The sequence below is a fragment of the Priestia sp. AB genome, from assembly GCF_028369225.1.
Classification (GTDB): domain Bacteria; phylum Bacillota; class Bacilli; order Bacillales; family Bacillaceae_H; genus Priestia; species Priestia megaterium.
Genome location: NZ_JAQMYN010000023.1, coordinates 22584 through 36556, shown reverse-complemented (window position 1 = coordinate 36556; position 13973 = coordinate 22584). Strand labels below are relative to the sequence as shown.

The 13973-nt window shown below is 38.8% G+C and carries 10 protein-coding genes and 16 tRNA genes; 24 read left to right on the top strand and 2 right to left on the bottom strand.

Annotated features, from left to right (window positions below):
• Positions 1-3 precede the first annotated feature (3 nt).
• The 16 genes from POF52_RS29010 to POF52_RS28935 all read left to right on the top strand — a co-directional run bounded on the left by POF52_RS29010 (position 4) and on the right by POF52_RS28935 (position 1578).
• Positions 4-95: transfer RNA gene (locus POF52_RS29010), tRNA-Ser, on the top strand.
• Between the two features lie 21 nt (positions 96-116).
• Positions 117-191, top strand: a tRNA-Glu gene (locus POF52_RS29005).
• A 23-nt stretch (positions 192-214) separates the two neighbouring features.
• Positions 215-290 (top strand) — tRNA-Val (locus tag POF52_RS29000).
• Positions 291-301: 11 nt separating this feature from the next.
• Positions 302-378, top strand: a tRNA-Met gene (locus POF52_RS28995).
• A 3-nt stretch (positions 379-381) separates the two neighbouring features.
• Positions 382-457, top strand: a tRNA-Asp gene (locus POF52_RS28990).
• A 15-nt stretch (positions 458-472) separates the two neighbouring features.
• Positions 473-548, top strand: a tRNA-Phe gene (locus tag POF52_RS28985).
• Between the two features lie 25 nt (positions 549-573).
• Positions 574-649, top strand: a tRNA-Thr gene (locus POF52_RS28980).
• 10 nt (positions 650-659) lie between these two features.
• Positions 660-743 (top strand) — tRNA-Tyr (locus POF52_RS28975).
• A 5-nt stretch (positions 744-748) separates the two neighbouring features.
• Positions 749-822, top strand: a tRNA-Trp gene (locus POF52_RS28970).
• A 30-nt stretch (positions 823-852) separates the two neighbouring features.
• Positions 853-928: transfer RNA gene (locus tag POF52_RS28965), tRNA-His, on the top strand.
• A gap of 28 nt (positions 929-956) precedes the next feature.
• Positions 957-1031 (top strand) — tRNA-Gln (locus POF52_RS28960).
• A 5-nt stretch (positions 1032-1036) separates the two neighbouring features.
• A tRNA-Gly gene (locus tag POF52_RS28955) sits at positions 1037-1111 on the top strand.
• Between the two features lie 32 nt (positions 1112-1143).
• Positions 1144-1217: transfer RNA gene (locus POF52_RS28950), tRNA-Cys, on the top strand.
• A 14-nt stretch (positions 1218-1231) separates the two neighbouring features.
• A tRNA-Leu gene (locus POF52_RS28945) sits at positions 1232-1320 on the top strand.
• Positions 1321-1350: 30 nt separating this feature from the next.
• Positions 1351-1432: transfer RNA gene (locus POF52_RS28940), tRNA-Leu, on the top strand.
• A gap of 72 nt (positions 1433-1504) precedes the next feature.
• Positions 1505-1578: transfer RNA gene (locus tag POF52_RS28935), tRNA-Gly, on the top strand.
• 115 nt (positions 1579-1693) lie between these two features.
• Here POF52_RS28935 and POF52_RS28930 read toward each other — a convergent pair.
• Positions 1694-2359 carry a B3/B4 domain-containing protein gene (locus POF52_RS28930; protein ID WP_271997345.1) on the bottom strand — a complete coding sequence of 222 codons (666 nt, stop codon included), beginning with the start codon at positions 2357-2359 and terminating at the stop codon, positions 1694-1696.
• Positions 2360-2488: 129 nt separating this feature from the next.
• On the opposite strand from POF52_RS28930, the gene queG reads away from it, so the two are divergent.
• The 8 genes from queG to POF52_RS28890 all read left to right on the top strand — a co-directional run bounded on the left by queG (position 2489) and on the right by POF52_RS28890 (position 11872).
• Entirely contained in the window at positions 2489-3625 is a 1137-nt protein-coding gene (gene queG / locus POF52_RS28925; RefSeq protein WP_176586327.1) for a tRNA epoxyqueuosine(34) reductase QueG, read from the top strand.
• Positions 3626-3697: 72 nt separating this feature from the next.
• Positions 3698-4585: an amidase domain-containing protein gene (locus POF52_RS28920; protein WP_271997340.1), complete on the top strand. Its 888-nt coding sequence runs from the start codon at positions 3698-3700 to the stop codon at positions 4583-4585.
• A gap of 64 nt (positions 4586-4649) precedes the next feature.
• Entirely contained in the window at positions 4650-5123 is a 474-nt protein-coding gene (gene trmL, locus POF52_RS28915; RefSeq protein WP_016762878.1) for a tRNA (uridine(34)/cytosine(34)/5-carboxymethylaminomethyluridine(34)-2'-O)-methyltransferase TrmL, read from the top strand.
• Between the two features lie 458 nt (positions 5124-5581).
• A complete protein-coding gene (locus POF52_RS28910; RefSeq protein WP_013055179.1) occupies positions 5582-7477 on the top strand; it encodes a PrkA family serine protein kinase in 1896 nt (631 codons plus the stop codon).
• A 324-nt stretch (positions 7478-7801) separates the two neighbouring features.
• Positions 7802-8980: a sporulation protein YhbH gene (gene yhbH / locus POF52_RS28905; RefSeq protein WP_013055180.1), complete on the top strand. Its 1179-nt coding sequence runs from the start codon at positions 7802-7804 to the stop codon at positions 8978-8980.
• Positions 8981-9084: 104 nt separating this feature from the next.
• Complete coding sequence (locus POF52_RS28900) at positions 9085-10116, top strand: DUF3231 family protein (RefSeq protein WP_271997336.1); 1032 nt, start codon at positions 9085-9087, stop codon at positions 10114-10116.
• A 144-nt stretch (positions 10117-10260) separates the two neighbouring features.
• Positions 10261-11157: a cation diffusion facilitator family transporter gene (locus POF52_RS28895; protein WP_014461808.1), complete on the top strand. Its 897-nt coding sequence runs from the start codon at positions 10261-10263 to the stop codon at positions 11155-11157.
• Between the two features lie 259 nt (positions 11158-11416).
• Complete coding sequence (locus POF52_RS28890; protein WP_271997330.1) at positions 11417-11872, top strand: VanZ family protein; 456 nt, start codon at positions 11417-11419, stop codon at positions 11870-11872.
• Positions 11873-12150: 278 nt separating this feature from the next.
• Here the strand turns inward: POF52_RS28890 and thiC are convergent, their stop codons facing one another.
• Complete coding sequence (gene thiC, locus POF52_RS28885) at positions 12151-13920, bottom strand: phosphomethylpyrimidine synthase ThiC (RefSeq protein ID WP_016762883.1); 1770 nt, start codon at positions 13918-13920, stop codon at positions 12151-12153.
• Positions 13921-13973 lie beyond the last annotated feature (53 nt).

Genomic DNA, 13973 nt, shown 5'->3' with positions numbered 1-13973 from the left:
TTTGGAGAGCTGTCCGAGTGGCCGAAGGAGCACGATTGGAAATCGTGTAGGCGGTTAACGCTGTCTCAAGGGTTCAAATCCCTTGCTCTCCGCCATTTTTATTTAATTAGCACAGTGGCCCGTTGGTCAAGCGGTTAAGACACCGCCCTTTCACGGCGGTAACACGGGTTCGAATCCCGTACGGGTCACCATTTATTTTCATCTACATAATAACGGAGGATTAGCTCAGCTGGGAGAGCACCTGCCTTACAAGCAGGGGGTCGGCGGTTCGATCCCGTCATCCTCCACCATATATTATCATCGCGGGGTGGAGCAGTTCGGTAGCTCGTCGGGCTCATAACCCGAAGGTCGCAGGTTCAAATCCTGTCCCCGCAACCAAGTGGTCCCGTGGTGTAGCGGTTAACATGCCTGCCTGTCACGCAGGAGATCGCGGGTTCGATTCCCGTCGGGACCGCCATTTTAAATTTAATAAGGCTCGGTAGCTCAGTTGGTAGAGCAAAGGACTGAAAATCCTTGTGTCGGCGGTTCGATTCCGTCCCGAGCCACCATTTTAAAAACAGTTGTTTTTAAAATGCCGGTGTAGCTCAACTGGTAGAGCAACTGACTTGTAATCAGTAGGTTGGGGGTTCAAGTCCTCTTGCCGGCACCACAGTTATTGTGGAGGGGTAGCGAAGTGGCTAAACGCGGCGGACTGTAAATCCGCTCCTTCGGGTTCGGCAGTTCGAATCTGCCCCCCTCCACCATTTACAGGGGCATAGTTTAAAGGTAGAACTACGGTCTCCAAAACCGTCAGTGTGGGTTCGATTCCTACTGCCCCTGCCAATCATAAAAATAACATTGCATATATACGTGGCGATTGTGGCGAAGTGGTTAACGCACCGGATTGTGGTTCCGGCATTCGTGGGTTCGATTCCCATCAGTCGCCCCATTTATAAACGATATGCATGTTCCAATATTGGGCTATCGCCAAGCGGTAAGGCAACGGATTTTGATTCCGTCATGCGTTGGTTCGAATCCAGCTAGCCCAGCCATATATGCGGAAGTAGTTCAGTGGTAGAACACCACCTTGCCAAGGTGGGGGTCGCGAGTTCGAACCTCGTCTTCCGCTCCAATTTTAATAAAGTTATTTAGTCTTGAGTAAATGGCGGCATAGCCAAGTGGTAAGGCAGAGGTCTGCAAAACCTCTATCACCGGTTCAAATCCGGTTGCCGCCTCCATTTATTTACAAGCTGCCGGGGTGGTGGAATTGGCAGACACACAGGACTTAAAATCCTGCGGTAGGTGACTACCGTGCCGGTTCAAGTCCGGCCCTCGGCACCATTTATAATTTTAACTTGCCTTTTTTATTTTGCCGATGTGGCGGAATTGGCAGACGCGCACGACTCAAAATCGTGTTCCTTCGGGAGTGTCGGTTCGACCCCGACCATCGGTACTTTAGCTTTACTTGACAGGGTGATTCCTGTTTTTATTTTTACTTATCGGTCGACAAATTTTGATAATATTTGCGGGTGTAGTTTAGTGGTAAAACCTCAGCCTTCCAAGCTGATGTCGTGAGTTCGATTCTCATCACCCGCTCCATACATATTGTTATCACAACGCAGTGTCTCGCTTTCAAAGCTGAGATGTTGCGTTTTTTATTTTTAGCGTAAATATAGCGTCTATCTTTTCAAGATAGACGCTATATTTACGTACATCAGTTAATGACTTGATAGGTGGCTTCGCCGCCGTGAATTTGAATGAACATGTTACTTAGGGATTTAGTTAGTTTATAAGCCTGTTCTTCTGAAAGTGAAGGCTTTAAATAAATGAACTGTACAGCTTGCGTTGTCTTTTCAGTTACGTACGCTCGGTTAGAATCGACATAAGGGCTTCCAAAAGCTCCTAGGGTATCTTTTGAAATGATTTTATTTTCTAAAGAAATATTACGTTCATTTAGAGCTTCATAAGACTCTTCTTTTTTACCGATAGCAAATTCGATGGGGCCTTCTAAATTAGAGGAGTCATAAATTCCAATTGGGACTTCATATTGCAATGAAAAAAAGTTGTTAATGTCCACAGCAGAATTGATAGAAGGCAAATACGTTTGTTTTCCTATTCTTCTAATTAAAGCTTCTATAGAAGGACGGTATTTACTTGGATCAGTTCCAAATGTTTTGAAAAGCTTTCTCCACTCGCTAACACCTTCGAATTCTGTTACTTTTTTTGACTCAAGGTCGAAATAAATGGATTCTTGAAAGAGGCGCAGACGTCCTTTTAGCATTTGAGGAGAATCACCAACTTCAATATTTTTATACTGAATGATTCCCATTTTAAAAGAAGGGCAAAGCTGTTTAATAGCGGGCGATAATGTAAAGTTCATTTTTTTGATCCTTTCTATTATAATTAGTATTTGTTCGTTTATAGATACCATCCTATCATTTCATTGAGTGAGAAAACAGTTCAATGCATGAATATATAGAATTTCTTAGAAAGGAGGCCATTATTCACTATGAATGCGTATCAGTTGAAGGAAGAAATTATTTCATACAGCAAAGAGATTGGAATCGATAAGATTGGATTTGCGAGTGCTTCCATGTTTGATGAGTTAAAGAATCGATTGTTAGCACAGCAAGAGTTAGGTTATGCTTCAGGCTTTGAAGAACCTGATATTGAAAAGAGAGTAGATCCCACATTAGTTGTTCCAAAAGCTAGATCAATTATTTCAATTGCACTTGCGTATCCTTCTAAATTAAAGGATGCACCAAAGAGCACAAAGGAAGATCGTCGAGGAATCTTTTGCCGTGCTTCTTGGGGGCAAGATTATCATACGGTTCTACGTGATAGGCTTCAAAAGCTTGAAACCTTCATAAAAGAAAAAGTACCTGCAGCTATCCTTCAATCGATGGTAGACACAGGTGAGCTGTCGGACCGAGCTGTAGCAGAAAGAGCTGGTATTGGCTGGAGCGGTAAGAACTGTGCCATTATTACACCTGAATTTGGTTCCTACGTGTATTTAGGAGAAATGATTACAGATATCCCGTTTCCTCCTGATAAACCGATAGAGGACGGTTGTGGTACTTGTAATAAGTGTGTTGATGCGTGCCCTACGGGTGCGCTTGTAACAGGTGGTCAGCTGAATTCGCAGCGATGCATTGCCTTTTTAACCCAAACAAAAGGATTTTTAGTTGAAGAATTTCGAAGTAAATTAGGCAATCGTTTATATGGCTGTGATACATGTCAAACTGTGTGTCCTGAAAATAAAGGAAAAGACTTTCATTTTCACCCTGAGATGGAGCCTGACCCAGAACTTGCGAAGCCTAAATTAAAACCGCTCTTAACGATGAGTAATCGTGAATTCAAAGAGAAATTTGGACATGTTTCAGGTTCTTGGAGAGGGAAAAAGCCAATTCAGCGTAATGCCATTATTGCACTGGCCCATTTTAAAGATCAAACCGCCGTTCCAGATTTAATTGAATTAATTAAAAATGACGTTCGACCTGTCATTCGAGGAACAGCGGCATGGGCGTTAGGCAAAATTGGCGATAAAGAAGCGTTAGATATACTTATGAACTTAAGAGAAAAAGAAAAGGACCAAGAAGTAATTGAAGAAATGTCAAAAGGTATAGAGATGCTTCAAGAAATCTAAACCGTATTTTTATTGATAAAGTTAGCTAATGAGTCATAGCGTATAATAAACGCTTAGAAAAGTGGTGACATTATGCTAACAAAAAGGAATGTATTATATACTTTAATTAAAGCGCGTGCGGACAGCTATGTAAAAGGTGAGCTTCATGAAGACTTTAAGCCTTTCATTGAACATCAGTGTGAGCTAAAGCGGTCTCTTATAAAAAAAAGAGAAGTTGATGTTTTAAAATGTAATATGAAAGGTTCTATTCAATCTGCTCATACGGATCAGGAAGAAACAAGAGTATTATATAAGGTGCACATTCAGGCATTTTTAAAACAAAACGATTTTTTCTATATAGAAGAAGAAATTGAAGATCGTTTAGCTCTTTTTTATAAAGATACGCTTATTCAAGATAAGCTGCTGGTAAAGGGTTTTTCTGAAGATAAGGTTGAAATGGATGTAGAAGAAGTAGAGGAAGACGAAGAAAGAGCCTCTTATTATGATCGTCTTGCGGCTGTTCAGTATGCAGAAAAACATTGGGATAAACCTAATGAAAGTTATAAGCAGTTTGAGGTAAATTGCACCAACTATATTTCACAGTGTTTGCATGCAGGAAAGGCGCCGATGCGGGGATATCCTAAAAAAGCAAACGGATGGTGGATGAGAGGGAACGCCTGGAGCTATAGCTGGGCAGTTGCTCATTCCATGCACAGCTATTTAAGTAACTCCAAATCAGGACTTCGGGCTGTGAGGAAATCTTCAGCAAGCGAACTTGTCCCGGGAGACGTTATCTGCTACGATTTTGAAGGAGATGGAAGATGGAATCATACGACGATTGTTGTAGCAAAAGACGGTCACGGTATGCCTCTTGTGAATGCGAACACGTATAATAGTCGAATGAGATATTGGGCTTATGAAGATTCAACGGCTTACACGCCAAAGATTAAGTATGATTTTTTCCATATCGTTGATCGGTAAGTCTTTCGTTTTAGCAAGTTAGTGGTATAATGATGAATAGATTTGTTAGCAGAGGTGAAAATTTGTGGGAGTACACGTAGTGTTATTTCAACCAGAAATTCCAGCAAATACAGGAAATATTGCGCGAACATGTGCAGCAACAAATACGACGCTGCATTTAGTTCGTCCGTTAGGCTTTTCAACAGATGATAAAATGTTAAAGCGAGCTGGATTGGATTATTGGGAATTTGTAAATGTGGTGTATCATGATTCATTAGAGGAAGTATTCGAAAAGTATCCTGAAGCAGGTTTCTACTTCATCACAAAATTTGGTCAGCAGCCACACACAACATTTGATTATAGTGACTTAGAGCAGGATCATTTCTTCGTATTTGGAAGAGAAACAAAGGGTCTGCCAAAGCACATTATTGAAGAGAACATGGAAAGATGTCTTCGTTTACCGATGACAGAAAATGTTCGTTCTTTAAATTTATCTAATACAGCAGCTATTTTAATCTATGAAGCGCTGCGTCAACAAAATTATGCTGGTTTATCTTAAGTAAAAAGCGAGGTTCAAATTTTATTGAACCTCGCTTTTTTATTTATGTCGACGATGATATGTAGTGGTTATTTTTTAACGCCCGGTTTATCATTGTATCCCGCTCTGAAGATGGATGCTAAAAAAGCAATTGTTACTCCTAATACTAAAAGTAAGCGCATTGATTTTCCTCCTCAATCTAATTAAAAGGATTATATAGCTACTGCAGTTAAAACCGACTTCCCATATCTCATGATGATAATAACGACAAAATAACTCTTCTAGAGACATAAGTTCTCTAACAAAGTTTAGCCGTTCCTTCTTACTCTTTTATTATAGCTAATAAATACTTTACTGTGAATGCCTAGCAAGGACAAATTTCTGAATTTTACAATTTAAAAAGCATGTTCAAACATTTTGCTGCATAGATTGTATTAATCTTGTTCACTAGCACCATAACTAGTAGGGGAGGTCCTTTAATGGATATATTAAAGAAAGTTGAAAGATACCGCGAAGAAGAGAATCGTCTTAAGTGGGAAGGGACATTTGAAGAGTACCTAAAGCTGATTAAAGATGAGCCTTTAATTGCTCAGCCTGCACACTCTAGAGTATACAACATGATAAAGGATGCAGGAATTGAAGAGGTAAATGGTAAAAGACATTATAAATTTTTCAGTGGACAAATGTTTGGACTTGAAGATTCGCTAGAACGCTTGGTGGAAGAATATTTTCATCCAGCTGCAAAGCGTTTAGATGTTCGTAAACGTATTTTACTTTTAATGGGTCCAGTAAGTGGTGGTAAATCGACGCTAGTGACCATGTTAAAAAGAGGGCTTGAAGCTTATTCGCTTACTGATCGAGGAGCTGTTTACGCTATTAAAGGATGCCCAATGCATGAAGATCCGCTGCATTTAATTCCGCATCATTTACGTAAAGACTTCTTTGAAGAGTATGGTATCCGAATCGAAGGAAACTTATCTCCTTTAAATACAATGCGATTAGAGGAAGAGTATGGCGGGAGAATTGAAGACGTCATTATCGAACGCATTTTCTTCTCAGAGGACAAACGAACTGGAATTGGAACGTTCAGTCCTTCTGATCCGAAATCTCAAGACATTGCCGACCTAACAGGAAGCATTGACTTTTCAACAATTGCAGAGTATGGATCTGAGTCAGATCCGCGTGCTTACCGCTTTGACGGAGAGCTTAATAAAGCAAACCGGGGAATGATGGAGTTCCAGGAGATGTTAAAATGTGATGAGAAATTTTTATGGCATTTACTCTCTTTAACCCAAGAAGGAAACTTTAAAGCAGGAAGATTTGCTTTAATTAGTGCAGATGAATTAATCGTAGCGCATACGAATGAAACAGAGTATCGCTCGTTTATTTCCAATAAGAAAAATGAAGCTTTGCATTCACGAATTATAGTAATGCCTGTTCCATATAACTTAAAAGTGAGTGATGAGGAAAAAATTTATGACAAGATGATTCGTGAAAGTGACGTATCAGATGTTCATATTGCCCCTCATACGTTACGTATTGCTTCTATCTTTACTACATTAACGAGATTAAAAGAGCCTAAAAAAGGCGATATCGATTTATTAAAGAAGATGCGCCTATACGACGGTCAATCTGTAGAAGGCTATAACGATGCAGACGTAGAAGAGTTACAAAAAGAGTATACGGATGAAGGAATGAGCGGTATTGATCCTCGTTATGTCATTAATCGCATTTCATCTACCATCATTCGAAAAGATATTAAATCAATCAATGCATTAGATGTACTGCGTTCATTGAAAGAAGGGCTGGCACAGCATGCGTCTATTTCTGCTGAGGATCGAGAGCGTTACCTGAATTATATTTCTCTGGCGCGTAAAGAATATGATGAAATTGCTAAAAAAGAAGTGCAAAAAGCGTTCGTTTATTCGTATGAAGAGTCCGCTAAAACATTAATGGATAATTATTTAGATAATGTCGAAGCATACTGCAACAAAAATAAGCTTCGTGATCCGCTAACAGGAGAAGAGTTAAATCCAGATGATAAATTAATGCGTTCAATTGAAGAACAAATTGGTATTTCAGAAAATGCAAAAAAAGCATTCCGCGAAGAAATCCTAATTCGTATTTCGGCTTATGCACGTAAAGGAAAACGATTTGATTATAATTCCCATGAGCGTTTACGCGAAGCGATTCAGAAAAAATTGTTTGCGGATTTAAAAGACGTAGTGAAAATTACAACGTCCACTAAAACACCAGATGAGCAGCAGCTGAAGAAAGTAAATGAAGTAGTGGCTCGATTAATTGATGAGCATGGATACAATTCAGTATCTGCTAATGAACTGCTGCGCTATGTAGGAAGTTTGTTAAATCGATAACTCAGTACTAACAAGAAAACATGGCACTTCCGATCTGTGCCATGTTTTTCTTATCTCTTAAAATAAACTCTGCATAATTAGGCTAATGTGTAGTACGCATTGCACTTAACCATCATATGATAAGTCATAAACATATACATGACACTAGACACTATAAAATGAATAGTTAACAGTGAAAGAATTAGTTAGCAAGTATACCATTCTTGCGCATAGGATAAGAGTAACCAACCTTTGAACTAAAGGTATTTGTCAGAAACTTTCGGTATAGCTTATGCATGCCGAGTAAAAACGTGCAGGTGTTTTTTAAATAAGGAGGGGAATAGCGTGGGAAAAGAAGTAGATAAAAGTTTTGCTGTCTCAAAAGAAGACTGGTCCCTCCATCGTAAAGGCCACGATGATCAAAAAAGACATCAAGAAAAAATTAAAGAAGCAATTAAAAATAATTTACCGGATTTAATTACAGAAGAAAATATCGTGATGTCCAATGGAAGAGAAGTTGTTAAAATTCCGATCAAATCATTGGATGAATATCGAATTCGGTACAATTATGATAAAAACAAACATGTGGGTCAAGGTGATGGAGACAGTAAAGTTGGGGATGTAGTAGCACGTGATGGATCTGCTGGAGATGGTCAAAAAGGAGCAGGGAAAGGTCAAGGAGCAGGTGACCAGGCTGGAGAAGACTACTTTGAAGCAGAAGTGTCTCTTATGGAGCTTCAAGAGGCTTTATTTGCTCAATTAGAACTGCCTAATCTTCAGCGAAAAGAATCTGATCAAATTGTTGTGGAACACATTGAATTTAATGATATACGACGTACAGGTTTGATGGGGAATATTGATAAAAAACGAACGATGATGAGCGCTTATAAGCGAAACGCAATGACAGGAAAGGCTGCTTTTCATCCTATTTATCCGGAAGATTTAAAATTCAAAACGTGGAATGAAGTTATAAAGCCGGAATCGAAAGCAGTCGTCTTAGCTATGATGGATACGAGCGGTTCGATGGGCATATGGGAAAAGTATATGGCACGAAGCTTTTTCTTTTGGATGACACGCTTTTTACGTACGAAATATGAAACAGTGGAAATTGAATTTATTGCGCATCATACAGAGGCAAAAGTAGTATCAGAAGAAGACTTTTTCTCCAAAGGAGAAAGCGGAGGAACCATCTGTTCATCTGCTTATCGAAAAGCGCTTGAATTAATTAACCAAAAGTATGATCCGAGCCGCTATAATATTTACCCGTTCCATTTTTCAGATGGCGATAACTTAACTTCAGATAACGCAAGGTGTGTAAAGTTAGTAAATGAATTAATGAAAGTGTCAAATATGTTTGGATATGGGGAAGTGAATCAGTACAATCGACATTCCACTTTAATGTCTGCTTACAAAAATATTCAAGACGAAAGTTTTAGACACTTTATTTTAAAACAAAAATCAGACGTTTTTCACGCGATGAAAAGCTTTTTTAGAAAAGAAACAGAAGACCAGAAATATGCGTAACCTAAAAGGCCTAGACTTGTTATCTAGGTCTTTTTTATGCGGTTTATTCAGCGCTTCTTTGGAGATAGTAAAAGTACGACTTTATCCAAAAGGAGAATAAGTGAATGAACGAAAATATAAAGAGCGAAATGCAAAAACATCAACAAAATCAGCGGTTGAACGCAGCTGAGTTAGGTTACTTATGGGCGCAATATTTAGGCGATACGCTGTATGTATGTGTTCTTGGGTATTTTCTATCTGTTGTAAAAGATGCCGAGATTAAGGAGCTCTTAAAAAAAGCCCATCAGATTTCACAAACTCATGTAGACGAATTGACGGAATTATTCAGTTCGGAAAAAATTCCAATACCAGTAGGTTTTGGGGAACAAGATGTGAACAAAGGAGTTCCTGCTTTATTTGATGATATTTTTATGGCTATTTATGTAAATGAAATGGCAATTGGAGGTATGAAGAAATATGCCAGAGCCCTAAGCGCAGTGAGAAGGCAAGATATTTATGATCACCTGTCTCGATGTGTAAAAGAAAGCGACAGTCTTTTAGAGGATTCTAACCACGTTATTTTAAGAAAAAGCATGCTGATGAGACCTCCGTTTATTCCTTATCCTGTAAAAGTGAATTTTGTGGACCAGAAAACGTTTATATCACCACTTTTCTCTCAAATGCATCCTCTAACTTCTTTGGAGGTTACGGCTATTCAAGAAATTGTTAATACAAATGTATTAGGTAAAACGCTGATGCTGGCCTTTAGTCAAGTAGCTGCCACACAAAAATTACGCTCTTATTTTTTTGATGGAGTCAAGCTTGCGAGTAAGCAAATCAAGCACTTTACCGAGTTACTGTCTGAAGCTGATTTACCAAGTCCGCGTCTGCTTGATGCATATGTAACCAACTCAACGATTTCACCGTTTTCAGATAAACTGATGATGTATCATACTTCCACAGCGGTGACGATCGCTATTGATAACTGCGGTGCTGGTTTGTCTATGTCGTTCCGTTCGGATGTAGCAGTAGAATTTTCTCAGCTAATTGGACGTATAGGAAAGTACGGAAAAGATGGAATTCGGATTATGATTGAGCAAGGTTGGATGGAAGAACCTCCAATGGCAACAGACCGTAAGAAGTTGACGGAGAAATAATAAGGAGTATGTTGTGGGTTATCAGTAATTTTGCGGTACTGAAACATATATAGCTAAGCGAAAATAGATTGCTCTAGACCCACTTGAATGAGCAGTGATAAGATAAAAAAGCTGATTTTTCAAGAAGTAAGTCGAGGTGTGCAAATGAACAACAGTATAAGGGAGTCCATTGCGAAAAAAGTAGCATGGATTAGCGTATGGAGCAATATTGCCCTTACGCTAGGAAAAGTAATAGTAGGATGGATTGGAAATAGTGATGCTGTATTTGCTGATGGTATTCACTCTGCAGCGGACGTATTTGCCTCTATTATTGTCTTATTGGTTATACGAGTAGCAAATAAACCAGCAGATGATGACCATCCATATGGACATGGAAAAGCAGAAGTGATTGTCTCAGGAATCGTAGGAATTATTTTATTGCTTGTATCATTTTATGTGGTATTTGAAGGAGTCGTTGGTTTATTCCATCCGGTTGAATCTCCAAATATTTTAGCCATGTGGATTGCTGTTATTTCATACATAGCAAAGGTATTGTTGTACCGTTATTCTTTAAACGTAGCGAAGCAGCACCACAGTAAGGCAATTGAGGCAATTGCCTTTGATCATAAAGCAGATATTGTTGCTTCTATTGCAGCCGCAATTGGTGTTTTATTATCGATTATTGGTGATAAAATGGATGTTCAACTGCTGTTATACGGAGATAAAATAGCAAGTATATTTGTTGCTTATTTAATTTTTAACATTGCCAGACAAATGATGGGAGAGTCTTTTCAAATCTTAATGGAAGGCAATATTGATGAAGAGCTACTGAAAGAACTTGAAGAAAGCATTTATGAATTTGAAGATGTGAAGCGGATTGATCGCGTTCGAGCAAGAGAACATGGCCATTACATATTAGTGGATGTACGTATTTCAATTGACCACTTTAAAACAATTAAGGAAGGTCATGATTTAGGACGAGAAATCAAAGCAACACTTATGAAAAAACATGATAATATTCAGGAAGTATTAATCCATTTGAATCCTTATTATCCAGATTAAATAAGAAGCAGCGAAGTGTTACTCGCTGCTTCTTATTATTTATATATGTAGAAATTAATGAAATGAGTAGCATAAAATAATGAGGATTTTTATTTATAAAGAATCAAGTTTAATAAAATTGTATAAAGGGAATTGTATTTATTTATTGATGTGATAGGATAAAAAAGCATGTAAATGAATTCACTACGAATGAAAGCAGTGGACGGGTACATATAGATAATAATAAATGGTTTTGGAAGTCAAAGAAGGTGATGTTGAAGTGAATGTAAGCATCAGATCAATCGTTAAAAAAGTCATGTTCATTCTATTTATTGCGTATACGGCAGTGGTCATTTATGCTACTCTCATACGGGAAAACGAACATGTTTACGGAAAAGCAATGAACTTGGATTTATTTAGCACGATCCGTCTGATGTGGGACAGCGGAAATATAATGCTCACTCTGACAAATATACTGGGGAATATCGTGATGTTTGCGCCGCTTGGAATGTTTATTCCTTTGTTTATGAAGTGGTTTGACGGTTTTATTCAAGTGTTTACGACAGGTTTCTTAATCAGTTTTCTGATTGAGATTTTACAGTACAAGCTAACGGAACGAGTATTTGATATTGATGATATCTTTTTGAATACGCTAGGTACATTTATAGGCTGGGTTATTATTAAATTATTATATTGGGTCAAGAACGTGCTGAAAGCACGTTTCAAAAAAAGATAAAAAGATGGAGATATAACTGAATCAATAGCTAGAAGCAGCTACAGGTATGAAGCCTACGTTTACCATCACAATGAAAAGATCCGAACGATTAATCGTTCGGATCTTTCTTCAACTAAAATACTTTTGTCCTAGCCACTGCCTCTTGTTGATAGAAACACTTAATGCAGCGTCTTACGGAAGAATGTGAGGATTCAACGATAATGTGCTGACAATTTTGCTGAACAAATAATAACTTTCTTTCAAGCTGCTTAATTTGTTCTTTAAGCTGTTCTACTTCATTATTGATAGATATTTGAACCACTGTTAACAAACTCTTTAGCTTTTTCTTTCATTCCTTCTTTTCTTACTTCGTTTACATCTTTTTCATTTTCTTGAGCCATGTTACGAATATCTTGAGAAATACGCATCGAACAGAATTTAGGTCCACACATTGAACAGAAATGGGCTGTTTTAGCACCTTCAGCGGGAAGTGTTTCATCGTGATATTCTTTTGCGCGCTCTGGATCTAGTGACAGGTTAAATTGATCATTCCATCTAAATTCAAATCTTGCTTTTGACAGCGCGTTATCGCGTTTTTGTGCTCCTGGATGGCCTTTTGCTAGGTCAGCGGCATGCGCAGCAATTTTATAGGTGATAACGCCTTCTCGAACGTCTTCTTTATTTGGCAGACCTAAATGTTCTTTTGGCGTTACGTAGCAAAGCATAGCTGTCCCAAACCAGCCAATCATTGCAGCACCGATACCCGATGTAATATGGTCATAGCCTGGAGCGATGTCGGTTGTAAGCGGTCCAAGAGTATAGAAAGGAGCTTCTTGGCATATTTCCATTTGTTTATCTACGTTTTCTTTGATGAGGTGCATAGGGACATGTCCAGGACCTTCAATCATAACTTGAACATCGTGTTTCCAAGCAATTTTAGTTAATTCACCAAGCGTTTCTAATTCACCGAACTGTGCCTCATCATTAGCATCTGCAATGGAACCAGGACGCAGCCCATCGCCAAGCGAAATAGAAATATCATATGCTTTACAGATTTCACAGATTTCTTCAAAGCGAGTATATAAAAAATTCTCTTCATGATGAGCTAAACACCACTGCGCCAAGATGGATCCTCCGCGTGAAACAATACCTGTCGTACGTTTCGCTGTCAGAGGAATATAGCGTAAAAGAACACCTGCGTGAATAGTAAAGTAATCAACACCTTGTTCTGCTTGTTCAATTAATGTATCGCGGTATGCTTCCCACGTTAGATCTTCTGCTACACCTTTTACTTTTTCAAGCGCTTGGTAAATAGGAACGGTTCCTACAGGAACAGGCGAGTTGCGGATAATCCATTCGCGTGTTGTGTGGATATCCTTTCCTGTTGATAAATCCATAATTGTATCGGCTCCCCAGCGCGTTGCCCATGTCATTTTTTCTACTTCATCTTCAATAGCTGAACGAATAGCTGAATTTCCGATATTAGCATTAATTTTCACATGGAATTTGCGGCCGATAATCATCGGTTCGCTTTCAGGGTGATTGATATTATTAGGGATAATCGCACGTCCTCTTGCTACTTCTTCACGTACAACTTCAGGATCCATCTGTTCACGAATAGCGATAAATTCCATTTCGGGCGTGATGATTCCTTTTTTTGCATAGTGCATTTGCGTTACATTTTGATTTTTTTTCGCGCGCAAAGGTAAACGATTAGTGATAAAGCGCTCGTACTGATCTCTTGGATCACCATCATAATAACCGTTATCCTGTGGCTGAACCGTACGGCCTTGATATGTTTCTACATCGTTTCGTTCTGCAATCCACTTTTCGCGCAGAGCCGGTAATCCTTTTTGTAAATTAATTTCATAACAGGGATCTGTATAAACACCGCTCGTGTCGTATACACGTACGGGACTATTTTCTTCTTCCCCAAAAGATCCTGTAGTAGGAGACTGATGAATTTCACGCATAGGCACTTTAAGGTCTTCTCTGGATCCTTGGACATATACTTTGTGACTGTTTGGAAAAGGCTTTTTCATAGAAACTGATACATTTTGTTTTGACATTACATATTCCTCCGGTTTCGCATAAAGTGTAGCTATACCGAACCATAAAAAAA

Excerpts from the sequence above, each read along its gene's own strand:
- POF52_RS28910 (WP_013055179.1), top strand. The coding sequence starts at position 5,582 with ATGGATATATTAAAGAAAGTTGAAAGATACCGCGAAGAAGAGAATCGT.
- thiC (WP_016762883.1), bottom strand. The coding sequence starts at position 13,920 with ATGTCAAAACAAAATGTATCAGTTTCTATGAAAAAGCCTTTTCCAAAC.
- POF52_RS28900 (WP_271997336.1), top strand. The coding sequence starts at position 9,085 with ATGAACGAAAATATAAAGAGCGAAATGCAAAAACATCAACAAAATCAG.
- POF52_RS28930 (WP_271997345.1), bottom strand. The coding sequence starts at position 2,359 with ATGAACTTTACATTATCGCCCGCTATTAAACAGCTTTGCCCTTCTTTT.
- POF52_RS28895 (WP_014461808.1), top strand. The coding sequence starts at position 10,261 with ATGAACAACAGTATAAGGGAGTCCATTGCGAAAAAAGTAGCATGGATT.
- queG (WP_176586327.1), top strand. The coding sequence starts at position 2,489 with ATGAATGCGTATCAGTTGAAGGAAGAAATTATTTCATACAGCAAAGAG.
- POF52_RS28920 (WP_271997340.1), top strand. The coding sequence starts at position 3,698 with ATGCTAACAAAAAGGAATGTATTATATACTTTAATTAAAGCGCGTGCG.